This is a genomic window from Streptomyces fungicidicus (genome assembly GCF_003665435.1).
Taxonomy (GTDB): domain Bacteria; phylum Actinomycetota; class Actinomycetes; order Streptomycetales; family Streptomycetaceae; genus Streptomyces; species Streptomyces fungicidicus.
Genome location: NZ_CP023407.1, coordinates 3330186 through 3352018 on the forward strand (window position 1 = coordinate 3330186; position 21833 = coordinate 3352018).

At 73.2% G+C, this 21833-nt stretch carries 17 protein-coding genes; 7 read left to right on the plus strand and 10 right to left on the minus strand.

Annotation, left to right across the window (positions count from 1 at the left end; all coding sequences use genetic code 11):
* Positions 1-3 precede the first annotated feature (3 nt).
* The 4 genes from CNQ36_RS14975 to CNQ36_RS14990 are packed head-to-tail and all read right to left on the minus strand — an operon-like array spanning position 4 to position 5805.
* Positions 4-1350: a DUF4407 domain-containing protein gene (locus tag CNQ36_RS14975; RefSeq protein WP_121546380.1), complete on the minus strand. Its 1347-nt coding sequence runs from the start codon at positions 1348-1350 to the stop codon at positions 4-6.
* Positions 1340-2866 (minus strand): coiled-coil domain-containing protein, encoded by a 1527-nt coding sequence (locus CNQ36_RS14980; protein WP_121546381.1) that lies wholly within the window; start codon positions 2864-2866, stop codon positions 1340-1342. Before CNQ36_RS14980 ends, CNQ36_RS14975 begins: the two co-directional genes overlap by 11 nt.
* Before the next feature lie 7 nt (positions 2867-2873).
* Positions 2874-5012: an nSTAND3 domain-containing NTPase gene (locus CNQ36_RS35590; protein ID WP_121546382.1), complete on the minus strand. Its 2139-nt coding sequence runs from the start codon at positions 5010-5012 to the stop codon at positions 2874-2876.
* Between the two features lie 19 nt (positions 5013-5031).
* Positions 5032-5805 carry a hypothetical protein gene (locus CNQ36_RS14990; RefSeq protein ID WP_121546383.1) on the minus strand — a complete coding sequence of 258 codons (774 nt, stop codon included), beginning with the start codon at positions 5803-5805 and terminating at the stop codon, positions 5032-5034.
* A gap of 358 nt (positions 5806-6163) precedes the next feature.
* On the opposite strand from CNQ36_RS14990, the gene CNQ36_RS14995 reads away from it, so the two are divergent.
* The gene (locus tag CNQ36_RS14995; RefSeq protein ID WP_121546384.1) at positions 6164-6703 is read left to right on the plus strand and encodes a Pycsar system effector family protein; all 540 of its coding nucleotides are present in this window, start codon (positions 6164-6166) and stop codon (positions 6701-6703) included.
* A gap of 25 nt (positions 6704-6728) precedes the next feature.
* On the opposite strand, the gene CNQ36_RS15000 is transcribed toward CNQ36_RS14995, so the two are convergent.
* Both CNQ36_RS15000 and CNQ36_RS15005 read right to left on the minus strand, forming a co-directional pair.
* Complete coding sequence (locus tag CNQ36_RS15000; RefSeq protein WP_121548465.1) at positions 6729-7430, minus strand: Crp/Fnr family transcriptional regulator; 702 nt, start codon at positions 7428-7430, stop codon at positions 6729-6731.
* A gap of 84 nt (positions 7431-7514) precedes the next feature.
* A complete protein-coding gene (locus CNQ36_RS15005; protein WP_121546385.1) occupies positions 7515-8690 on the minus strand; it encodes an MFS transporter in 1176 nt (391 codons plus the stop codon).
* Positions 8691-8768: 78 nt separating this feature from the next.
* Here CNQ36_RS15005 and CNQ36_RS15010 point away from each other — a divergent pair, with 78 nt between their 5' ends.
* The 3 genes from CNQ36_RS15010 to CNQ36_RS15020 all read left to right on the plus strand — a co-directional run bounded on the left by CNQ36_RS15010 (position 8769) and on the right by CNQ36_RS15020 (position 11208).
* Positions 8769-9752: an ArsR/SmtB family transcription factor gene (locus CNQ36_RS15010; RefSeq protein WP_004930197.1), complete on the plus strand. Its 984-nt coding sequence runs from the start codon at positions 8769-8771 to the stop codon at positions 9750-9752.
* Between the two features lie 9 nt (positions 9753-9761).
* Complete coding sequence (locus CNQ36_RS15015) at positions 9762-10271, plus strand: glutathione peroxidase (RefSeq protein ID WP_121546386.1); 510 nt, start codon at positions 9762-9764, stop codon at positions 10269-10271.
* A gap of 73 nt (positions 10272-10344) precedes the next feature.
* Positions 10345-11208, plus strand: a complete 864-nt coding sequence (locus CNQ36_RS15020) for a MerR family transcriptional regulator (protein ID WP_121546387.1) — start codon at positions 10345-10347, stop codon at positions 11206-11208.
* An 81-nt stretch (positions 11209-11289) separates the two neighbouring features.
* Here CNQ36_RS15020 and CNQ36_RS15025 read toward each other — a convergent pair whose 3' ends face one another.
* The 3 genes from CNQ36_RS15025 to CNQ36_RS15035 form a co-directional block, all read right to left on the minus strand.
* Positions 11290-11481, minus strand: coding sequence for a DUF397 domain-containing protein (locus tag CNQ36_RS15025; protein ID WP_004930189.1), 192 nt, complete (start codon positions 11479-11481; stop codon positions 11290-11292).
* Positions 11482-11710: 229 nt separating this feature from the next.
* Entirely contained in the window at positions 11711-12568 is an 858-nt protein-coding gene (locus tag CNQ36_RS15030) for a helix-turn-helix domain-containing protein (protein ID WP_121546388.1), read from the minus strand.
* Between the two features lie 266 nt (positions 12569-12834).
* Positions 12835-13590, minus strand: coding sequence for a GOLPH3/VPS74 family protein (locus tag CNQ36_RS15035; RefSeq protein ID WP_004930184.1), 756 nt, complete (start codon positions 13588-13590; stop codon positions 12835-12837).
* A gap of 238 nt (positions 13591-13828) precedes the next feature.
* On the opposite strand from CNQ36_RS15035, the gene CNQ36_RS34705 reads away from it, so the two are divergent.
* The 3 genes from CNQ36_RS34705 (at position 13829) to CNQ36_RS15050 (ending at position 20370) form a co-directional block, all read left to right on the plus strand.
* Positions 13829-16633, plus strand: coding sequence for a D-alanyl-D-alanine carboxypeptidase (locus CNQ36_RS34705; protein WP_163013270.1), 2805 nt, complete (start codon positions 13829-13831; stop codon positions 16631-16633).
* Positions 16634-16746: 113 nt separating this feature from the next.
* A complete protein-coding gene (locus CNQ36_RS15045; RefSeq protein ID WP_121546389.1) occupies positions 16747-18591 on the plus strand; it encodes an MFS transporter in 1845 nt (614 codons plus the stop codon).
* Between the two features lie 216 nt (positions 18592-18807).
* On the plus strand, positions 18808-20370 hold the full coding sequence (locus tag CNQ36_RS15050) for a sodium:solute symporter family protein (RefSeq protein ID WP_121546390.1): 1563 nt from the start codon (positions 18808-18810) through the stop codon (positions 20368-20370).
* A 133-nt stretch (positions 20371-20503) separates the two neighbouring features.
* Here the strand turns inward: CNQ36_RS15050 and CNQ36_RS15055 are convergent, their stop codons facing one another.
* The gene (locus CNQ36_RS15055; RefSeq protein WP_121546391.1) at positions 20504-21622 is read right to left on the minus strand and encodes an ADP-ribosylglycohydrolase family protein; all 1119 of its coding nucleotides are present in this window, start codon (positions 21620-21622) and stop codon (positions 20504-20506) included.
* Positions 21623-21833: the final 211 nt, after the last annotated feature.

The window sequence follows — 21833 nt, forward strand, 5'->3', positions numbered from 1 at the left end:
CGCTCAGACCCGGCGCGCCCGCATGATCCGCTCCATCCGCTCCTCCAGCTCGGTCCGCTCCCGTGCCGCGCGCTCCGCCTGCGCCCGCTGGTGGGCGTGCTCCGTGCGGCGCTTGCGCTCGGCGGTGTCCTGCTCCACCCGGTGCCGGCGCACGTCGTGCTCCATGCGGACGCACGCCTGCTCCACCTGGAGTTCCTCCGTGTGCAGCCGGCGGCTGGCGTCGAAGCGGGCGCCGAGTACCCGGTCGTACATCGTGGCGCCGCTCATGAACTTGGCCAGGACCGGGAGGGCGTCCAGGGAGACCAGGAGCAGGTGCAGGACGACGGTGATGAAGAGGGCGAAGCCGTCGGAGCCCGCGACGGTGTGCAGGGCGTGCGCGCGGGTGAGGATGCCCTGCGAGTCGAGGCCGGCGGCCCGCTCCCGGGTCTTGTCGTCGATGGTCTTCTGCAGCAGCGGCTGGTAGGCGTCGGAGGCCCGGTTCCTCTTGGCCTCCAGCGTCTGCGCCTTGTCCCGCATGCCCGCGAGCTGCTTCTCGTACGTGTCGATCTTGCTGGTGGTGCGGTACGACGAGGAGTCCTTGCGGGCCCGTTCGCAGGTGATGGTGACGTCCCAGCCGCCGCCCCGCCGGATCCAGCGGTCCGGGCCGCACTCCCGCTGTTCGGTGGCCATCTTGCCGTCGAGCGCCTCGTTGATCCTGGTGACCTGGGCCTGCAGGGTCGTCATGCGGGTCTCGTTGCTCTCGATCTGCGCCGCCAGCTCGGCCGGGGAGCCGGCCACCTTGAGCTGGTGGCGGCCGCACCCCGGGCGGTCGGCGGTGGACGCGCCGTCGGCGGGGTTGCAGGCGACGAGCATGCCCCGGTAGTCGGCGACCTTCTGCGCGTTGCCGACGGAGATCTCCTGGCGTATCTCCTTGTCGAAGATCTGGAAGAGGATCGGCTCGGCGATGAACAGGCCGAGCAGCACGGACAGGAACAGCCGCAGCGTCAGCGACCACTTCTTGACGGCGGTGCCGTGGGTGCTGGACACCAGCCAGCTGTCCATGGCGAGGACCACCCAGAACCAGACCGCGGCGGCCCCGAGCACCGCGGCGAGCGGCAGGTCGGAGCGGAAGGTGCCGAGGGCCAGGGACATGGAGAGCGCGCCGAGCAGCGCGGTGTTGAGGACGAGCGCGCCGTACCAGGTGTAGCGGGTGCGCTCCTCCGGGACCCAGGACAGCAGGGCCTCGTCGACGCCGATCAGACGGCGCAGCCGCGTCCCCGGGCCGCCGCTCGGGGCGGGCACGGGGCGGCCGGTGCCGGGGTCGTCCAGGGGTGCGCTGCCGGCGGGGCGCAGCGGGGTTTCAGTGGCCAAGGTTCGCCTCCGAGTCGGTGCCTCCGAGGTCCAGGTCGGCGTCGTCGTCGAAGCCGTCGGGCTCCCCGTGCGGGATGCTCCTGGGGGCCGTGCCCGGGACCTCCCGTCCGGCGCCGCGGTCCGGCGCCGGACGGTCCTGGTCGTACGAGATGTCCTGGACGCGGTTGATGTGCGCGCCCGGGTCGGTCAGCTGGCCGTCGAAGAGTCCGCGGTCGAAGGCCTGCTTGCTCAGCTGGGTCCAGGCGGCGAGCCCCTGCTGGTTCAGTTCGTGGCGGTCGCGGTGCAGCTGGTGGGCGTCCTCGCGGGCCTCGTGGCGGGCCCGTACCCGGTCCTCGTGCGCGAGGTCCCAGCGGCGGCTCTCCTCGCGCTGCCGCGCGGCGGTCTCGTCGCGCCGCGCCTCACGGTCGAGTTCCTTGCGCCGGTCCTCCCGCTCCACCTGCCAGCGCACCTCGTCCCGGTCGAAGGCGCGCCGCTTCAGGTCGTCCTCGAGCTCGTGCCGCCGGCGGCTGTCGGCGAGTCCGGAGCGGCGCTCCTCGTCGGCGTGCAGCCGCTGGGACAGCTGGTCGGCGCTGATGTCGCCCTGCCGCCAGGCGTTGAAGTCGGCGAGGATCGGGTCGGCGCCGATCAGCCGGACGTCCTCCTTGAGTTCGTCGCGGGTGAAACGGTTGCGCTCGGCCCGCTGTGACAGCTCGTGCCGCTGGTCCTCGGCGCCGGACTCGCGCCGGAACCGGGAGAGCAGCGTCTCGTGCTTCTGCCGCCCGTACTCCTTCTCCAGCTCCTCCTCCTGCCGGTTGCGCTCCCGGTGCAGGGCGCTGGTGCTGCGCAGTTCCTCGCGCTTCAGCTCCAGTTCGGTCTCCAGCAGGGAGCGCTTGAGGGCGGCCTCCTGCTCCCACTCCTGCCTGACCCGGTCGCGTTCCCGCTGCCGGCGCTCCTCCTGCAGCTTGGCGATGTCCTCGGCGAGTTCGGCCGGGGTGAGGACCTCGACGAGACCGTGCCGGGCGCGCAGCCCGGACAGCGCGGCGGGCCGCATCTCGTGGTACGCGGTCAGCCGGGCGTCGATGCGTTCCCGTACGGCGTCGGCGTCGACGATCGGCAGGTCGCCGCCGTCCGCGGTGAGGCCGGGGACCTCGCGCAGATGGCCGAGGAGCAGGGCCTCGATGTCGGTGACTCCGTCGCGCACGACGGCGCAGGCGTCGGTGACCGTGCAGTAGAAGGTCGTCCGCACGGTGAAGTCGCCGGCCTCGGCGGACGGGATGCGGGTCTCCACGACGACCGGGACCTCGACCCGCCGGTCGACGACGGTGACGGAACTCGCGCCGGTGACCAGCGGGTCGTCGGGCCGCAGGTTCCCGGGGTCCTCGACGTAGTCGTCGCCGACCCGGAAGACGCGCACCTGGTGGGCCGCGATCAGCGGCAGTTCGTCCTCGCCGCGCACGCTGCGCCGGTTCAGCCAGCCGACGGTCTTCTCCGGCCGCCGGTACTCCCGTTGATCGACGAGGGGATAGTTCTCGGCCATACCTGTGTCAGTCCTCCGTGCTCAGTACGGCGGTAAGGAAGGTGTCGGTGAGGGCGGTGGTCTCCGGGGTGGGGCGTACGGCGCTCCGCCGCAGCGCCGGGCCGAGGTGGGTCCGCTCCGGAGGCGCCAGGGCGCCGCCGAGGGAGCGGCCGAACCGGTCGGCCACCGGACCGGGTTCCGCCGTCACGGTGGTCAGGTCGCGCAGGGTGGCGTGCAGGTAGCGCAGCGCCCACCCCCGGCGGGGGCGGTTCTCCAGGACGCCCGCCCACAGCTCGGCGATCCGGTCGCTCTGCTCGGGGGCGCCCTCCAGCAGCGAGGCGCCGACCAGCCGGCCCGTCCTCGTGTCGCGGCCCCCGAGGAGCGTCTGGACGGTGTCGAGGACGCTCTCCCTGAGGTGTCCGGTCGACGTGGTGCGCAGGGCCCGGAGCCGGTAGGCGAGCGGCCGCAGCACGGCCCCGGTGTCCTCGCCGCAGTCCAGCAGCAGGGCGACGAGTCCGGCCAGGGCGAGCCTGGCCTCCTCGGACCGGCCGGTCAGCCGCATCAGCACGTTCACCGCGTCGGTGGGGAACCGTACGCCGAGCGCGCCGGCGAAGGCCGCCATGGCCGTCGACCGCAGCGCCGGCTCCGGGGAGCGGGCCCAGCCGCGGCCCACGGCGAGGGCGGTCGCGGCGAGGCCCTCGTCCAGGCACATGCACTGCAGCACCAGGGTGGCCGTGGACTGCCCGGCCGGCCCGGCCACGCCGCTCGCCCAGGGGTGCAGGTAGTTCTCCGCGACCTCGTCGAAGGCCGGCCGGGTGAGCAGGGCGAGCGCCGAGGCGACGGAGAGCTGCGTGCCGAGGCCGGGCTGGGTGCGGACGAGTTCGGTGAGCCAGTCGCGCACGCCGTTCCAGTACGCCGTCGAGCGCTTCGCCCACAGCTCCTCCAGCACCCACGGCCGGTAGTGGGGGTTGGCGAAGACCAGCGCGCTGCGGGTGAGCGCGCCGTCCTTGCGCTGCTCCACGGCGACGAGGGTGTTGCGGCCCAGCATCAGCCGCCGGTCGGCGTCGCGGCGGTGCGCCTCGGCGCCGTCGGTGTTGACCGCCAGCTCGGGGAAGGTGGGCGCCACCCATTCCTCCAGGCGCTCCTGGCAGGTCTCGAAGTCGCGGTAGCCGGCGCCGGTGACGAAGGCGAGGGTGGTCACCTCGGCCCACTCGCGCGGTTCGCGACCGGCCGCGAACCAGTCCCGTACCGGCTCGGCCGCGCCGCTGCCGTACTCCTGCCAGACCTCGTCGGGGGCCGCGCCGCGGGCGATCCGCTCGGCCGCCTCGGCGACCTCCGCGACCCCGCATCCGCCGGGCAGCCCGGCCACCGCCCGCTCGACGGTGTCCGCGGCGCACCCCGCCCGCAGCAGCCGCACCCGCAGTACGGCGGTGAGGTCCGGCAGCCGCCACGGCACATGGCGTACGGAGCCGGGGGCGTCGCCCTCCACCGGGTGCACGGTGGTGATCACCAGGTGCGCGCCGTGGTCGCGCACGGTGTCCCGGACGCGCCGCCAGTCGAAGTCCGCCGTCCCCGAGGAGGTCTCCGGCATGCGGTCGATCAGCACATAGCCGACGCCCTTCTCGAAGCTCACCCGCCCGTCGGCGAGGTCGTCCAGGCTCCGGCCGGGCGAGAGCACCACGTACTCCGTGCCCTCGGCGGCCCTCGCCACCAGCGCCACCGCCGCGGACCGCTTGCCGATGCCGGGCGGGCCGACGAGCACCACCACACCGTCCTGCTCCAGGGCGGCGGCGGCCTCCTCGAAGCAGTCGGGTTCGACGTAGGGGGCCAGCAGGGCGTCCGCCTCGCCCGCGTCCAGCCGGCCGACCGCGCGGCGGCGGACGTTGGCGAAGTCGCCGACGCCGATGCCGAAGTGGGCGCCGGGGGCGTCGAGTGCTCCGTAGAAGTACTGGTTGACGCGGTTGTGGTGCACGGGGGCCGTGTCCGGCCGGCCGGGCGGGGGCGGCTTGCTCTCCCCGGTCTCCCCCGTCTCACCGGACTCTCCGGTCTCCCCCGTCTCGTCGTCCCGCGTCCGCGGGGCACCGGGGTCCCGATCCGGCGCGGGCTCCGCGCCGGGCTTCGGCTCCGGCTCCTCCTGGTCCCGCCGCTCGCTCTGTTCCTCGTCCATCCTCAGCCGTCACTCCGTGTCACTTGGAGATGCCGAAGACGGCACCCGGAGCGTGGACGGTTCCGGAAATGACCTGAACTACGGTGTCGCCAGGAGGCGTTGGAGCATTTAGGGGGCGCGCGTCAGAGGATTCACCACCCTCCGCGCCCCCCGGTGCGGGCCCGGCGGGCCCGGAAGGGGCGGCTCCGGCCCCGGCGGCCCCGGGACCCGGCAGGGGCCCGTCGTGTCCGGGCACCCGGATCCATATCCGGCCGGCGTACTCCTTCTCCTCGATCCGCACCTCGTGGAACTCCCGCGCCCGGATCGTGGTGTACGCCTCCCGGACCACGTCGTTGAAGACGGTCGAGGACACCGCGAGGGCCATGCAGGCCTCCGGCGCGGCGTCCAGGGCCGACCGCAGCGGCGCGCTGTCCAGCATCCGGCCGATCTCGACCGGGGCCCGCCCCTCGAAGCCGTTGGCGGCCACCGCCGCCGTGCCGAAGTGCACGGCCACCCGCAGGCGCAGCCAGGCCTCACGCGTCCGGGTGTGGTTGAACTCGCGCAGGCCGGCGTCGAGATGACGCATGAAGGTGTCGACGAGGTGCGGCTCGGACGCGCCCTCGGGCAGTACGGCGAGCACCGAGTCGCCGCCCACCTGCGTCTCCCAGCGCTCCCGCTCCAGGCCGGACGCGTCGGCGGCGGCCGTCAGCAGATTCTGAATGGCCTCCTGCAACTGCCGCTGCGTCACGACGTCGACGCGGCCGTACCCCTTGGCGTCGACCGCCAGCAGCAGTCTGCGACGGAACGTACCCATGCTCGAACTCCCCGTTCGTTCTGCGGAGTCGGACCCAGGACGGACACGTCAGGGGACTCCGTGGCATACACCGGCGTCCGCTCCCCCGGTCCACGCGGACGCCGGTACGTCAGTCGTACACGGCCCGCCCAGAGGGAAACCCCGTCGAAGTACGGGATGCGGAAGGGTGCGAAACATACAGCGGGCCACGGAAGTGACGGGCGGGTTCCGGTGCGCGGGGTCGAGAACAAGTCACTCGCGGTCCCGCGGAGGCGCCGTTCCCTGCCGTGACGGCGAATCCCGCAGAAATGCCGGTTCCGGACGCCCGCACCGGTCCTCAATGGGGAGCGGGAGCCGACCACCGACCGCGGGAGACCGTATGCCGTGCACCGGAGCCGACCGGGAGAGGGACAGCCGACCGGCGCAGTACATGTTCACCGCCCTGCAGACCACCCACCAGCACGCCGACGCCAAGGCGGGGGTGCTGGCCGCCGTCCAGGCGGTCCTGGTGGGCACCGCGGGCTGGTGGAGCGGACCCGCCCTGCGCGCCGTGCGGGACGGCGGGGCTCCCGGGGTGCTCGCGGGGGTGCTGCTCGCGCTGTTCCTGGGCGGTCTGTTCGCCGGCGCGGGCTTCCTGGCAGCCGCGTTGCGGCCGCGGGTCATGCGTCCCCGGGGCGCCAACCGCTACAGCTTCGCGCACTTGGCCAGCGGCCCGGACATCCTCCCGTCCGCCGCCCCGGCCGACGGCGGGGAGGTGGCCGGAACGGCGCGGGAGCGCCGGGAGTTGTCCCAGGCGGTGCGCTTCCTGGCGGGGGTGGCGCTGAGCAAGTACCGGTGGCTGACCGGGGCGGTGGCGTGCACGGCGGTGATGGGCGTCAGCGCGGGACTGCTGGTGGTGGTGCGGCCGCTGCTGTCGTGACGGCCGGGGCACGCGGGGGCGGGGGTTAGTCCCCGGGGGCGAGGTCCGCGATCCGGCGGAGGTGGGGGAGGTCGCGGATGACCGTGGTGCCGTAGCCGGTCTCCAGCAGTCCCTCCTCGCGCAGTTCGCGCAGCCCCTTGTGGACCGTCGTCTCGGCGGCCCCGGTGAGGGCGGCCAGCTCGGGCTGGGTCAGCCGGCAGCCCAGGACGACACCGCCGCCCACCGGGTGCCCGTAGGTGGTCGCCAGCTCCACCAGCAGCCGGGCCAGCCGCACCTTGACCGGATAGCCGCGGAAGTCCAGGCGGCGGCGGTTGGCCCAGCGCAGCCGGTCGGCGACGATCCCGGTGAGCGTCATGCCGACCTCGGGGCGCCGCATCAGCAGGGCGCGCAGGACGCCCGGCTGGAGCACCCGCGCCCGCATCGGCCCGCACGCCGTCACCGTGGCCGAGCGGGGCGCCCCGTCCATGGCCGCCATCTCGCCCACCGTGTCACCGCCGACCCGCACCGCGAGCAGTGACGCCTCCCCGTTCTCCACGCGCGCCGTCACCTTCGCGAACCCGGACAGCAGCAGCAGGACGTGCCGGTCGTGCGCGCCCTCGCTGAGCAGCACGTCCCCCGCCTCGAAGCGGGTCTCCACGCCCAGTGTCAGCAGTTCCCGCCGGTCCTGGTCCGGCAGCTTCCCCAGCAGACTGCGCGCGGGCCATTCGGCGGAGCTGTACGGCGGCATCGGCACGGTTCCCCCCGACCGGTCGGTGAACACCCCGATCCTGCCCGCCCGTTGCGCCACGCGCCATGGAGTCGGGCGACGTGCTCACACCCGGACGGCCGTCCGGCGCTCCGGGGAGGTGGCCAGCAGGAGCAGGGTCGTCCCGGCCGACGCCGCCGCCAGCGCCGTCATGGCGGTCGCGGGCGAGGTGAGCTGGGCGAGGCCGCCCGCCAGGGCGGCGCAGGCCCCCTGCAGGGTGAGCATGCCGGAGGAGTGCAGGCCGAGGGCGTGCCCGGAGAGCCCGGCCGGGGTGAGGGCCATCAGCCGCTGCTGCTGCACCAGACTCGCCGCGAATCCCGCCGAGGCCACGGCGACCAGGGCGGCGGCCACCGCGAGGGGCGGGCGCAGGACGAACGCCAGGTAGGGCGTGGCCAGGAGCAGCAGCAGCGGGGCGCCCAGCCTCCGGCGGCGGTCCGGCGGCACCAGTCGGCCGACCGCGATGTCACCGGCCAGCATGCCGAGGGCCGCGCAGGCGAAGAGGGTGCCCGCGGCGTCGGGGGCGAAGGAGACGTAGAGGGACTCGCAGCCGACGATCAGGCCGTTGGGGATCCACAGGGCCAGGTAGACGTGGCGGCGGGGCGCGGAGGACCAGAGCTGGGCGTTGGCGGTCCAGGTGGCCCGTACGGACGGGCGGCCCGTGGCGCGCGGGGGCCGGCGGGTCAGGCCGAGGCGGGCGACCGCGGCGGCCGTGACGTAGAGGGCCGCCGCCAGCAGCAGCGCCCGGCGCGGGGACAGGACCGCCACCAGGACACCGCCGGCCGCGTACCCGGTGATCTGCATCAGCCCGTTCATCATGTTGAAGACCGAGCGGCCCAGGAGGTAGCCGTCCTCGGGGAGGATCTCGTTCAGCAGGCCCCAGCGGACTCCGCCGCCCACCGACGCCACCAGCCCGTTGAGCAGCAGGACCGCGAAGACGGCCGCGACGGGCAGGCCGGGCAGCGCCAGCAGGGCCGTGAGCGCCGCGTAGACCAGCGCCGTGCCGGTGGTGGTCGCCCGGGGCGGCAGCCGGTCGGCGGCCGACATCAGCAGGGTCGCGCCGAGGACGTGCGCGAGGGACGGGCCGAACATGCTCAGCGCGGCCAGCAGCGGTGAGGCGGTCTCCCGGAAGACCAGGGTGGCCAGGGCGAGGCCGCTCGTGGTCCGGGCGACGGTCTGGGCGGAGGAGGAGAGGAAGAGCGGGGTGAACTCGGGCGTGCGGAAGAGGTCGCGGTAGCTGCGCATGCGCGGAGTCTGCGGACGGCCGCCGGGCGGCCGTTAATGTTTCGCCGGGGTGCGAAAGATACGGGGAGGCGGCCGGCCGTGGGGTGGTGGCAGATCAGTGCGGACACGCTCGCCGGGAGCCGCTTCGTGCTCTCGCCCCTCGCCGAGACGTTCGCGGCGCTGCGGCTGCTGGAGTCGGCGCGGCCCTCGCATCCCGGAGAACGGGAGTGGCTCGCCGCCCATCTGCCCGCCCACCGTGCCCGGCTGGCCGCGGACCCGGTGACGGCGCTGCTCGTGCGGTCCGCGCTGGGGACGGTGTGGATCGCTGACTTCCTCACCGGCGCCCCGCGGGGCGGGGAGACCTTCGAGGAGGAGGTCGAACGGGTCCGTGCGGTCCCGCCCGCCACGGCCCGCGCGCATCTGAGGGTCTCCCTGCGCGGCCCGCTCCCCGCCCTCCTGGAACGCGAGGACCTGCCGGACCGCGCCGCCGGGCTCCTCACCGGCGTCTGGCGGGAGGCCGTGAGCCCGTACTGGGCGCGGCGCCGGCGGATCCTTCAGGCCGATGTGCTGGCCCGGGTGGCGCAGGTGGGGCGGGGAGGCTGGGCGACGGTGCTGGACGCGCTGGGGCCGGGGACGCGCTGGCTCGGGGAGAACCGGTTCCAGGTGAACGCGCACGAGCTGCCCCCGCGGGAGATCTCCGGGGCCGAACTGCTCTTCGTGCCGGTGACGACACAGGGGGTGGGCTGGGTGTCGTGGGAGGGCACCGCCCGGTACGCGGTGGTGTACCCGTGCACGGGCGCGCTGGCCGGCGTCCCCGCGGCCGTGCCGGCGAGCCTGGGCGCGCTGCTCGGGGACGCGCGGGCCCGGGTGCTGGTGCTGCTCGGCTCCCCGATGAGCACCAGCCATCTGGTCGCCGTGACCGGGCAGCGGCTGGGGTCGGTCGGCCGCCATCTGCGGGTGCTGCGGGACGCGGGGCTGGTCGAGCGGGCGGGCCGCGCGGGCCGCTCCGTCCTTTACGCGCGCACACCGGCGGGCGAGGTGCTCGCCGAGGCCGCCCGGGGGGACGGCGCCGCGCGAAGCTAGGCTCGCGCCATGACGACTGCAGAGAACAACGGCGCCTCCCCGCTCGATGTCGAGATCGGCGCACTGACCGGCGGTCCGGCCGGGCTCGACCAGTACGCGGGCCGGGCCGTGCTGGTCGTGAACGTGGCCTCCAAGTGCGGGCTGACCCCGCAGTACACCGGTCTGGAGCGGCTGCACGAGCGGTACGCGGAGCGCGGGTTCACCGTGCTCGGCGTGCCCTGCAACCAGTTCCTCGGACAGGAGCCGGGCGACGCGTCGGAGATCGCCGAGTTCTGCTCGGCGACGTACGGGGTGACGTTCCCGATGACCGAGAAGGTCGAGGTGAACGGGGACGGCCGGCACGCCCTGTACGAGCGGCTGACCGGGTTCGCCGACGCCGAGGGGCACAGCGGCGACATCCGCTGGAACTTCGAGAAGTTCCTGATCGGGCGGGACGGCGCGGTCGTCGCCCGGTTCTCCCCGCAGACCGAGCCGGAGTCGGCGGAGGTCGTCGCGGCGGTCGAGCGGGCGCTCGCTTGACCTTGCCCCTGGGGCAGGGCCGAGCGTTTCCGTCGCCGGGCGGAGAGGCCGTCCGGCGACGGAGGATGCCGGCGTGGACGAGGAACTGATCGGCATCGGGGCGTTCGCGGCGCGGGCGCGGCTGTCGGCGAAGGCGCTGCGGCTGTACGACCGGCTGGGGCTGCTGGCCCCGGCACGGGTCGACACGGCGACCGGATACCGGTTCTACCGCCCGGATCAGGTTGAACGGGCGCGGCTGGTCGCGCTGTTGCGGCAGCTGGACATGCCGCTGGCCCGGATCGCCGGGATCGTCGACGCGGACGACGGCACGACGGCCGCCGCTCGGCTCGCCGCCTACTGGGCGGACGTCGAGGAGCGGCTCGCCGGGCAGCGGACGCTCGCCGACTACCTCCGTGGACGGCTGTCGGGGAGGAGTTCCGAGATGTACGGGAAGTTCGTGGTCGAGACGGTGGACGTGCCGGCGCAGGTGCTGATCACCGAGTCGCGGCACACGCTGGCGGACGAGTTGCCGACGTGGATCGGGGCGTCGCTGGGCCGGCTGGAGGAGGCGGCCCCGGAGTGCGGGGGCGTCGCCGGGGTGCCGTTCGTGGCGTATCACGCCGAGGTGTCCATGGAGAGCGACGGTCCCGCCGAGGCGTGCGTCCCGGTCGCCGACGAGGCGGCGGCGCGGGCCTGGGCGGAGCGGCGGGGCAGGGCCTGGGAGACGGCGGTACGGGTGGAGCCGGCCCAGCGGCTGGCGTTCACCCGGATCACCAAGGCGCAGGTGGCGCACCCGCAGATCCTGGCCGCGTTCGAGGCGGTGGAGGAGTGGATGAGGGAGCGGGGGCTGACGCCCGCGGGCCCCTGCCGGGAGGTGTACTTCGCGGACTGGGAGGCCGCGGGGCCCGAGGACCCGGTGTGTGACGTGGCCTTCCCGGTGGCCCGCGCGGAGCACTGAGCCGAGAAGGCACGAGCCGGGCCCTCTCGGCCAGGACGGCGGAACTCGTCGAGAGGGCCCTGTCGGTGGTGCTCCTGCCGGTCAGCCCTTGACCGAGGTCACGAAGGCGCTCCACGCGTCCGCGCGGAAGGCCACCTTCGGACCCTCGGGGACCTTGGTGTCCCCGAGTTCCAGCGCCGCCTCGGTGGTCGACCTGACCATCAGGCACGCGCCGTTGTTGTTGGTGTAGGAGGACGTCGTCCACGTTTCCGTGGCGCCCAGACGAATTGCCATGTTCGCTCCGTAGCCAGATGCTGAGTGCTGTCACCGGCCTGCGCATTCCGGCATGGACCCGCAGAACGGATTTCGCCAACCCCCGCTGGTGGCTGGCGTGATCGACGCTACTCGCCGACATCTTCCTTCGGAGCGGTCGTTCACTCGACCGGGTGGCATATTCCAGGCGAGACTTCCACACTGGCATGTCAGGGGGTTATTATCCCGCCCCTTCACCGCCGGCGGGGTCTCAGCGCGCGTAGTCCTTCGCGAGGCGCTCGACGAGCTGCCGCGACTGCTCCACGTTGAGCGACTGCGCCCGCAGGTGCTCGTACATCACCGTGTACTTCTGCACGTCGTGCGGCTTCTCCAGGTACAGGTCGCTGGTGACGCCCTCGATGTAGACGACGCTCGAGTCGGCCGCGTCGGCGAACTCCAGGATCGAGTACTGGCCGTTGATGCCGGCGTGCGCGCCGACCTCGAACGGCAGCACCTGCACGGTGACGTGCGGCAGCTGCGACAACTCCATGACGTGCTCGAGCTGTTCCCGCATCACCTGCCGGCTGCCGACGACCCGGCGCAGCGACGCCTCGTCCAGCACCACCCACAGCCGCAGCGGGTCCTTGTCGGCGGTGATGCGGCTCTGCCTGCGCAGCCGTACCTCGACCCGCTTGTCGTTGTCCTGCCCGGACGACTCCGGCGAACCGCCCTGGACGATCGCCTCGGCGTACGCGCGGGTCTGCAGCAGGCCGGTGATGATCTGCGGTTCGTAGACCCGCAGCGACTCCGCGTCCGTCTCCAGGCCGATGTAGACGCTGTACGGGATGTCGCCGAAGGCGTGCCACCAGCCCTGCTGGCGCGAGTCCTTGGCCATCTGCATCAGCGACTCGACGATCCGCTGGTCCTCGACCTCGTACACCCCGCACAGGTCGCGGACGTCGCGCTGGCTGATGCTGCGCCGGCCGTTCCCTAGGCGGCTGATCTTCGACTGCGACACCAGCAGCCGCTCGGCCACCTCCTCGGCGGTCATGCCCTTGAGCTCACGGAGCCGGCGCAGCTCCTGGCCCAGCCGGCGCCGCCTGACGGTGGGATTGACATTGGACGCCACGGGACGGGCACCTCCGGCTGTGTGTCTCGCACTTGCCACTTTGCGTGTCTGCTGATGAGCAGACTGCCACCACAGCGCTGACGACCGCTGGAAAATGGTGGATAAACGACGGGCGCGCGCGACTTCGGGGCCGCGGGCACGCCGAGCGGGGCGGAGAGAACCCGTGTGTTCTCTCCGCCCCGCTCGGACGGCGGCTCCCGTGACCGGGTCTGCGGTGCCGTGGATCCGTCGGACGTGCCGTGCCGTTGGCCCTGGGGACGAACTGCTCAGTGGGCCGCGACGCGTGCCATGGATCCTCGGTGGGGTTGCGCCGGAACTCCACGGGCGGGCTCCGGTGCGCCCCTGCCGCCGGCGGGGGCCTGCCGGCCTGCCGGAGCGGGGCTGCGGCGCGGCTGTGCCGCCACGCCGTTCTGGACGTCCATCACGGCGTGCGCCACGAGGCCGCCCATCGGGTCGTGCCGGATCAGGTCCCGCAACCGGGAACGCGAGGAGCGTCCCTCGTTCCCCGGGTACAGGTGCTTGCCGAGACCCACCGCGTGCGCCAGTGCGGCGAGCGCCGCGGTCCGCGGGTCCGGCGGGACGCCGGTGCGGATCGCGGAGTCCAGCCGGGACCTGATCTCCCGGCTGATCTCGGTGTCCGTCGCCTGGTAGCGAGTCGTCGGCAGCACCCCGCACATCTGTCCGGCCACGGCGTGCACCATGCCGCACCGCTCCAGATGCGAGAGGTAGGTCTGGCGCAGCCCGAGACGCGGCCCGCCGATCCAGTTGACCGCCCGTACGGGAGCGCCGCGCCTTCGCAGCAACTCCAACGCGCAGTCCAGTGTTGGGTCTCCAGTCGGCCGTGGCACCACCACGGCGATACGATCCCCGTCTGGGGCTATCCGTCCGGCCAGCGCCAGCTCCACTAGCTGTGCTCCGGCCAGACCGAGGTCGAGCGACTGCGGCTGTGCGGTGGTACCCGTGGTCGGGTCCAGCGCCAGCAGCAGAAGCTCCTCCGGAAGTGTTCTGCGGCTCCTGCCCATCCATGCCTCCCCGCGTGGATGTCTGACAGGGTGACCCCTCTCACATTGGTCTGTCGAGGGTGCGTGACCGGTTCGTAAGGGAACCGGTAGCTATGTCGTTCTCGTCTACCACGTGGGGTAAGCCCGCACACAGGACACTGGTACATGGTTCGGACAGCGCTGCGGAGCGCTGTCCGGTGCGGGCGGTTCACGGTTCGGTTGGCGCACGCGGGGCGTGCGGCACAGCGAGGAGGCATCGGTGGCGGGCGAGTCCCCCGACAGGTCGAAGCAGCGCGAGTCGTCGGCAGAACCGACGTCGGGGAGCGCGGGTCCGGTTCCCGAGAAGCGGGATCCCCGGTTGGCGGTGGCCCGCGAGGCCGCCGGGCCCTCGGAGAAGCGTGACCGCGTCGACACGGCCACGCGGGTGCTGTCGACGCGCGACGGCCGGCTCCGCGAGGCGGTGGCCTCCTGGGTCCGCTCGGCGGAGCCGGACGAGACGCCGCACACGAACGGCACGGACACCGGCGCCGGCACCGGCACCGGGGACGGTCCGGCGAAGCCCGCCGCCGCCCCCGAGGGCGACGAGACGCCCGCCGGGGCGACGGAGACGGGCACGGCCACGAGCGAAGCCCCCCGCGCCCCGGAGACGCCCGCGGAGACCGCCAGGGACGCCTCCACGGGCGACGGGGACGCCGAGGGCCGGACACCCGCCGTCCCGGTCCGGTCCGCGGCCGACACGGAAGCGACCGACGCCTCCGAGGACGAGCCCGCCGCGACGGCGGAGACCGGCACGCCCGCGAGCAACGCTCCCCGCGACCCGGAGACGGCCGCCAAGGACGCCCCGGACGCGGACACTGACGCGACGGACGCCTCCCCGCGCGGCGAGGACGCCGAGGACCAGGCACCCGCAGCCACGGCACGGTCCGCGGCCGACGTGGACGCGACCGACGCCTCCGAGGACGAGAAGCCCGCCGCGACGGCGAAGACGCCCGCCCAGACCGCCACGGACGCCTCGGACCACGCGGACGACGCCGCCGAGCCCGCGAAGAGCGCCACGGACGCGGACGCGACCGATGCCTCCACGGACGCGGAGGACGCCGAGGACGAGAAGCCCGCCGTAACGGCGGCAACCGGCACGCCCGCGAGCGCCCCGGAGAAGCCCGCGGAAGCCGCGACGGACGCCGAAGGCCGGGCAGCCGCCGGTACGGCACGGTCCGCCGCCCCCGCGAGCGAGGCCTCCCGCGACGCGGGGCCACCGGCGAAGACCGCCCCGGAGGGGGACTCGGACGACGGCTCCGAGGACGAGGCAGTCGCCGGCAAGGGAGGGGCTGCCGACGAGCCCGAGAGCGAGGAGCCGGAGGCGGAGGCGGACGCGAAGGCCGCCTCGGGCGACGACGACTCCGAGGGCGACGAGCCCGACGGCACGGCGAAGCGTGACGAGGGCGGTTCGGGCGCGAGCGCGCCGAAGTCCGGGGGCGGCGACCCGGACGGGGGCGGCAGGCCCAAGCCCAAGGGCCCCGTCGACCAGCCCACCGCGGTGTTCCGGACCGGACGCGCCTCCGCGCCCGCCGTGGACCAGCCCACCACCATGCTCAAACTGGGCGACGTCAGCCGTCGCGAGGCCGAGGCCGAGCGGACCAGCAAGTTCGTGGCGCTCAAGCGGGACGAGGACCTGGGCGGTGGCAAGCCGCCCACCGCTCCCGGCGGCACGGCCGGCCCGACCGGGCCCACCACCGCCCTCCCCCAGGTCGGCCCCGAGCGGACCACGCAGCAGCCGCTGCCGCCCAAGCCGCCGCTGGACCTGCTGGCCGAGCTGACCAACACCCCGCCGCCCCCGCAGACCCCGCTGCGGACCGCGGTGCGCCGGGTCAAGATCTGGACGCCGCTGGTCCTGCTGCTGGTGATCGTGTTCGCGGTCGTGCAGAACTTCCGCCCGCTCCCGACGCCCACCCTGGTGCTCACCGCCGAGGACAGCTACACCTTCGAGGGCGGCAAGCCCGAGATCCCGTGGCCGGCCAAGGGGCAGGCCGCGCTGGACGTCGACGGCATCGGCACCTTCGGCTCGTCCGGCGAGCAGAAGCCCGTGCCGATCGCCAGTGTCGCCAAGGTCATGACGGCGTACCTGATCCTGCGCGACCACCCGCTGAAGAGCGGCGCCGACGGTCCGATGATCGACGTCGACCAGACCGCCGAGAAGCAGTCCAGCGCCGGTGACGAGTCGACCGTCCAGGTGACCGCCGGGGACAAGATCTCCCAGCGGGAGGCCCTCGAGGCCATTCTGATCGCGTCCGCGAACAACGTGGCGCGACTGGTCGCCCGCTGGGACGCCGGTTCGGAGAAGGCGTTCGTCGAGAAGATGAACGAGGCCGCGAAGGACCTCGGCATGACCAACACGACGTACACCGACCCCTCGGGTCTGAACAACACCACCGTGAGCACCGCCGTGGACCAGGTGAAGCTGGCCAAGGCCGCGATGGAGCAGCCCGCGTTCCGCGAGGTCGCCGCGATGATGGAGTACATCGACTACAAGGGCGTCAAGCACGGCAACTGGAACCGGCTGGTCGGCCACAACAACGTCGTCGGCATCAAGACCGGTACGACCACCTCCGCGCTCGGCAACCTCTCCTTCGCCGCCAAGAAGGACGTCGACGGCGAGACCCGGCGGATCATCGGCGCGGTGGTGCGCCAGCCCGAGGGCGGCGCGGACAACACCATCCTGGCCGGCGCCCTGTCCGCGGGCGACCAGCTGATCCGGGCCGCGCAGGGCGCCCTGGAGTCGGCGACGATCCTGAAGAAGGGCACCGTCGTCGGGTACGCGGACGACGGCCTCGGCGGCCGTACGCCCGTCGCGGTGACCGAGGACGTGAAGGCCGTCGGCTGGGCGGGCCTGTCGGTGAAGCTGACGTTCGCCGGGGACGAGCTGCCGCACACGGCGAAGGCCGGCACCAAGGTGGGCACGCTCACCGTGGGCGACGGCAGCAACGGAGCCGTCAAGGTCCCGGTCGCACTGCAGGAGGACCTCGTGGAGCCCGGCTTCACGGACAAGCTGACGCGTATCACCTGAGCCGGGACACAACCCGCACCCCGCCGGACGGAGCCCACCCGGGCGACGGCCGGCGGGGTGCGTGCTAGCGTCACGAATCGGGCAGGAGCACGGGACACGGGGAGTGCCTTCAGGTGGCCACAGCGGAGCCGACACGCGCCGACGACGCCGATCCGGACCCGGGATCCGGCCCGCGAATACCCGTACCCGTGAACCGGCCGGGGCAGGCCGGGAAGAAGCCCCCCGGCCGCGTCATGACGGCCGTCCTCGCCGTCCGCGCCCGGATGCTGCGGCACCCGGTGCTGTCCGTGACCGCTCTCGCCGGCCTGCTGCACATCGTCTGGTTCTTCACGTTCGCGAACAGCGGCGGTGATCTCGCCGCGCAGGACGCGTGGGCCGAGTTCGTCGGCCGGCACCCGGACTCCGCGTACAACCTCGCCTGGTACGGGGGTATGCACCCGGTGTCGTACAGCGTGGTGTCGCCGTACCTGATGTCGGTCCTCGGGGTGCGGACCACCATGATGATCGCGGGCACCGTGTCGGCGGGGCTGCTGACGCTGGTGCTGATGCGCAGCCGGTCGGTGCGCAACCCGCTGTGGGCGGCGCTCGCGGGGGTGTTCGCGCTGCTGTGCAACGCGGCCTCGGGCCGGGTGACGTACGGGCTCGGCACGGTGTTCGCGCTCGGCGCGGTCGCCGTCGTCTTCTGCTGGCCGTACCGCTGGCGCTACAAGCGCTGGGCGAAGGCCCTGTGCGCGGCCCCGCTGGCGGCGCTGGCCACCATGGCGTCGCCGGTCGCGGGCCTGTTCGTGGGCCTGGTGGCGGTGGCGCTGTTCCTGCAGAAGCGCCGGCCGGGGGCGTGGGCGCTGGGGCTGGCGCCCGCCGCGGTGGTGGCGGTGTCGGCCTGGCTGTTCCCGTTCTCGGGGACCCAGCCGATGGGCATCGGCTCGGTGATCCTGCCGCTGCTGTACTCGGTCCTGGTGTGCGTCCTGGTGCCCGCGGACTGGAAGACCGTACGGATCACGTCCGGGGTGTACGGGCTGGGGATCGTGCTGGTCTGGCTGATCAGCTCTCAGATCGGGTCGAACATGACCCGGCTGGCGATGCTGTTCGGCGGGGTGGTGCTGGTGGCGGCGCTGCCGTTCGCCGTGCCGAAGTCCCGCAAGTGGTACGTGATCGTCGTCGCGATCGCCGGCTTCACCGGCTGGATCGGCTTCAAGTCGGTCGACGACGTCGTGCACACCACGCCGGCCGCGTCCTGGGCGCGCGAGCTGGCGCCGCTGGTGAACGAGTTGCAGGAGGTCGGCGCCGGGCAGGGCCGTGTGGAGGTCGTCCCGGCCCGCTCGCACCGCGAGGCGTCCGCCCTCGCCCCGTACGTCAACCTGGCCCGCGGCTGGAACCGGCAGGCCGACATGAAGCGCAACCCGCTCTTCTACGACGACACGCTCAACTCGGCGAACTACCGCGAGTGGCTGAAGCGCTGGGGCGTGCACTTCGTGGTGCTGCCGAAGGACGAGCCGGACGGCGACGGCGGCCAGCGGGAGCGGGAGCTGGTGCAGCGCGGGCTGCCGTATCTGAAGCAGATCTGGGGCGACGCCAACTGGCAGCTGTTCGCCGTGGACGAGCCGACGCCGCTGGCGGAGCCGAACACGGTCGTGGAGCGGGCCGAGCAGGGCGAGTGGACCCTGCGGGTGGAGAAGGCGGGCCGGATCCTGATCCGCGTCCCGTACTCGCCGTGGCTGAGCCTCGTCGACGCCGACGGCAAGGCGCTGGAGCCGCCGCAGGAGACGGCTCGGTCCCAGGACCGTCCGGAGGGTGAGCCGAAGACGTTCGAGAACGTCAACGGCTGCCTGATGGAGACGGAGGAGGACGCGGACGGCGACGCGTGGACGATGCTGCTCGCGCCGGAGCCGGGGACGTACCGGCTGGCCGCTCCCTACCAGTGGGACCGGGGCACTCCCTGCCCCGACGAGCTGCGCTGACGAGGCTGCCCGGCCTCGAAGGGCGTTCATGTCCATGAACGACGGTCAACTAGTCGAACATCTTTACTCCCTCTTGACCTGACGCTTCCTTGTCGTGCCCTCGCCAGGACGCCCACGATGAGCGGGCACTTCGCACCCTTCCCCGTCCCTACCCCGCTCAGGCGAAGTGCCAACCAGCTGAGTGGAGTTCACAAGGCGGACCCTGGAAGGGGGGACATGAACAGTCTCGACTGGGCGGTGCTCATCAGCTACTTCGCCGTGATGGTCGGCATCGGTGTCTGGTCGCACAAGCGGGTGGACAACGTCAGCGACTTCTTCACGGCCGGCGGCAAGATGCCGTGGTGGCTCTCCGGTATCTCCCACCACATGTCGGGGTACAGCGCGGTGATGTTCACCGGCTACGCCGGCATCGCCTACACGTACGGCGTGACGTCCTTCGTCACCTGGTCCTTCCCCATCGCCCTCGGCATCGCCATCGGGTCCAGGCTGTTCGCCCCGCGGATCAACCGGCTCCGTTCCCGGCTGCACGTGGCCTCGCCGCTGGAGTACCTGAAGAACCGCTACGACCTGAAGACCCAGCAGGCGCTGGCCTGGTCCGGGATGCTGCTGAAGATCGTGGACGTGGGCGCCAAGTGGGCGGCGATCGCCACCCTGCTGTCGGTGTTCACCGGCGTCTCGCTCAACCAGGGCATCCTGATCACCGGCGTGGTCACGGCGATCTACTGCACCATCGGCGGTCTGTGGGCCGACGCGCTGACCGAGCTGGGCCAGTTCGTCATCCAGCTGCTGGCCGGTATCGCCATGTTCGTCGCGGTGCTGGCCGAACTGGGCGACCACGGCGGCTTCTTCGGCGTCTGGGACCAGCCGGAACTCCAGGGCCACGCCAAACCGCTGGTCGGGCCGTACGGCACGATCTTCCTGCTGGCGTTCCTGTTCATCAAGCTGTTCGAGTACAACGGCGGCATGCTCAACCAGGCCCAGCGCTACATGGCCACCCCCAACGCCCGCGAGGCGACGCGCTCGGCGCGGCTGTCGGCGGCGCTGTGGCTCGTCTGGCCGCTGATCCTGTTCTTCCCGATGTGGATGTCGCCGCTGCTGGTGGAGTCCCAGAAGGCGGACGGCTCCGACTCCTACGCCCTGATGACCGAGCAGCTGCTGCCGCACGGCCTGCTGGGCCTGGTCATCGTCGGCTTCTTCTCCCACACGATGGCCATGTGCTCCTCGGACGCCAACGCCATCGCGGCCGTGTTCACGCGTGACGTGGCGCCGGTGCTGTCGGCGAAGGCCCGCGGGTGGGGCGACCGGTCGGGCCTGATCGCGGCCCGGGTGACGACGGTGGTCTTCCTCGGTCTGTCCATGGCGGTCGCCACCCAGGTCAACTCCCCCACCTTCAAGGACATCATCACGGTCGTCATCAAGTGGGTGGCGGGACTGATGGGCCCGATCGCCATCCCGATGATGCTGGGCCTGCTGCGGCCGTTCCGCCGCTCCGGTCCGACGGCGGCGATCACCAGCTGGGGTCTGGGGCTGCTGGCCTTCTGGCTGGTGAACTACCCGATCGACTGGGCCGTCGACGGCGGGGTCCCGCTGGAGTACCAGGTCTCCGTGCCGCTCGCGGTGTCGCTGGTGCTGTACGTCCTGATCGGGTTCGTGAAGCCGGAGGACACGCCTGAACGGCTGGCGGTGATCGACCGTGTCAACACCGATGGTGACGACGACTCGGCTGCGGCGGTGCCGGCGCCGGCGGAGGGTCCGGCGGCGGCTCCTGTGAAGGACTAGGTCCGGCGGGGGCGTTCAGGTGTGGTTTGTCGCCCCCGCCGCCCCTTCCCGTCCCGTCCCCGGGGGCGTTGCCCCCGGACCCCCTTCGCGCAGTTCCCCGCGCCCCTTAGAAAGCAGGTCCCCCGCGTCCCTCTCAGGCGCCGCGGGGGTAGCGGGTCAGCCAGGCGGGGGACGCGCCGGCGGGGCCGTGCAGGGCGGGGCCCTGGGTCATCTCCATCGCGAAGTCGTCGGCGAGTTCCAGGACCGTGGGACGGCCCTCCAGTTCGGCCAGCCAGGCCGGCGGGAGGGCCGTCTCGCCGTGCAGCGCCCCGAGCAGCCCGCCGGTCAGCGCGCCGGCGGCGGCGCTCGGCCCGTCGTGGTTGACGGCGAGGCACAGCCCGTGGCGCACGTCCTCCCCCACCAGCGCGCAGTACACGGCGGCGGCCAGCAGCCCCTCGGCGGTGGCGTTCCCGGTCAGCTCCGAGACCCGCTCCGGGGTGGGCATCCCCTGCCGTACCGCGCCCAGCGCGCGCTGCAGCGCGTCCGACACCGGCTGGTGACCCGGCCGGACGCCCAGCAGGGCCAGCGCCTGCTGCACCGCCGTGTCCAGGCTCTCGCCCCGGGCCAGCGCGTGCACGATCACCGCGTACGCGCCCGCCGCGAGGCAGGCGACCGGGTGGCCGTGGGTCTGCGCCGCGCACTCCACGGCGAGCTGGACGACGAGCTGCGGCTCCCAGCCGACGAGCAGCCCGAAGGGCGCGGACCGGGCGGCGGCCTCGGGACCCGCCTCACCGGGGTTCTTGGGCGCCGACGGCGTCCCCATGGTCTCGTCGCCGAGCCCGAGCAGCAGCGTGCGGACCGGGTCCCGGCGGGCGTACAGCCACTCCTCCCGCGCCAGCCATCCGTCGTCCTTGCGGCGCTCGTCCGGGCCCCAGTCGCGCTGCGTGGTGGCCCAGCGCAGATACGCCCGGTGCACGTCGGTCGGCGGGTGCCAGGCGCCGGTGTCGCGCCGTACCTGGGCGCGGATCAGTCCGTCCACGGAGAAGAGGGTGAGCTGGGTGTGGTGGGTGACCGCGCCGCGCCGGCCGTGCGCGGGGGCCAGATCGGTGATGCCCTCCGCGCCGTGCGCCTCCCGTATCCCGTCGGTCGTCGCCCTGTCGACGGGCGCTCCCAGCGCGTCGCCGAGGGCGACCCCGAGCAGCGTGCCGCGCACCCGGCTGCGGAAGTCCTGCTGCTCGCGACGCCCCCACACGGGCCCGGCAGTACTGCCCACCAAGACCTCCCGGGGCCCCGTCCGTACGTACGACGCCCAGCACTGTAATCGAACGGCGACGGCCGGTTGAGGGGGTGAATCGGTACGCGGAGTGTGAGGAGTGTGAACCGGGTGGCTCCGGAACGTTCCGGAGTGGCCTGTCGTGGACCCATCAAGCTCGGGCATCCTTGGCCCGTCCGCGCAGCCGGACGTCCCTCCACCCCACGCACCT

Bases quoted from the DNA above. Each gene is read 5' to 3' on its own strand.
- CNQ36_RS14980 (WP_121546381.1), bottom strand. From the start codon at position 2,866: ATGGCCGAGAACTATCCCCTCGTCGATCAACGGGAGTACCGGCGGCCG.
- CNQ36_RS35590 (WP_121546382.1), bottom strand. From the start codon at position 5,012: ATGGACGAGGAACAGAGCGAGCGGCGGGACCAGGAGGAGCCGGAGCCG.
- CNQ36_RS14990 (WP_121546383.1), bottom strand. From the start codon at position 5,805: ATGGGTACGTTCCGTCGCAGACTGCTGCTGGCGGTCGACGCCAAGGGG.
- CNQ36_RS14995 (WP_121546384.1), top strand. From the start codon at position 6,164: ATGCCGTGCACCGGAGCCGACCGGGAGAGGGACAGCCGACCGGCGCAG.
- CNQ36_RS15000 (WP_121548465.1), bottom strand. From the start codon at position 7,430: ATGCCGCCGTACAGCTCCGCCGAATGGCCCGCGCGCAGTCTGCTGGGG.
- CNQ36_RS15005 (WP_121546385.1), bottom strand. From the start codon at position 8,690: ATGCGCAGCTACCGCGACCTCTTCCGCACGCCCGAGTTCACCCCGCTC.
- CNQ36_RS15015 (WP_121546386.1), top strand. From the start codon at position 9,762: ATGACGACTGCAGAGAACAACGGCGCCTCCCCGCTCGATGTCGAGATC.
- CNQ36_RS15025 (WP_004930189.1), bottom strand. From the start codon at position 11,481: ATGGCAATTCGTCTGGGCGCCACGGAAACGTGGACGACGTCCTCCTAC.
- CNQ36_RS15035 (WP_004930184.1), bottom strand. From the start codon at position 13,590: ATGGGCAGGAGCCGCAGAACACTTCCGGAGGAGCTTCTGCTGCTGGCG.
- CNQ36_RS15050 (WP_121546390.1), top strand. From the start codon at position 18,808: ATGAACAGTCTCGACTGGGCGGTGCTCATCAGCTACTTCGCCGTGATG.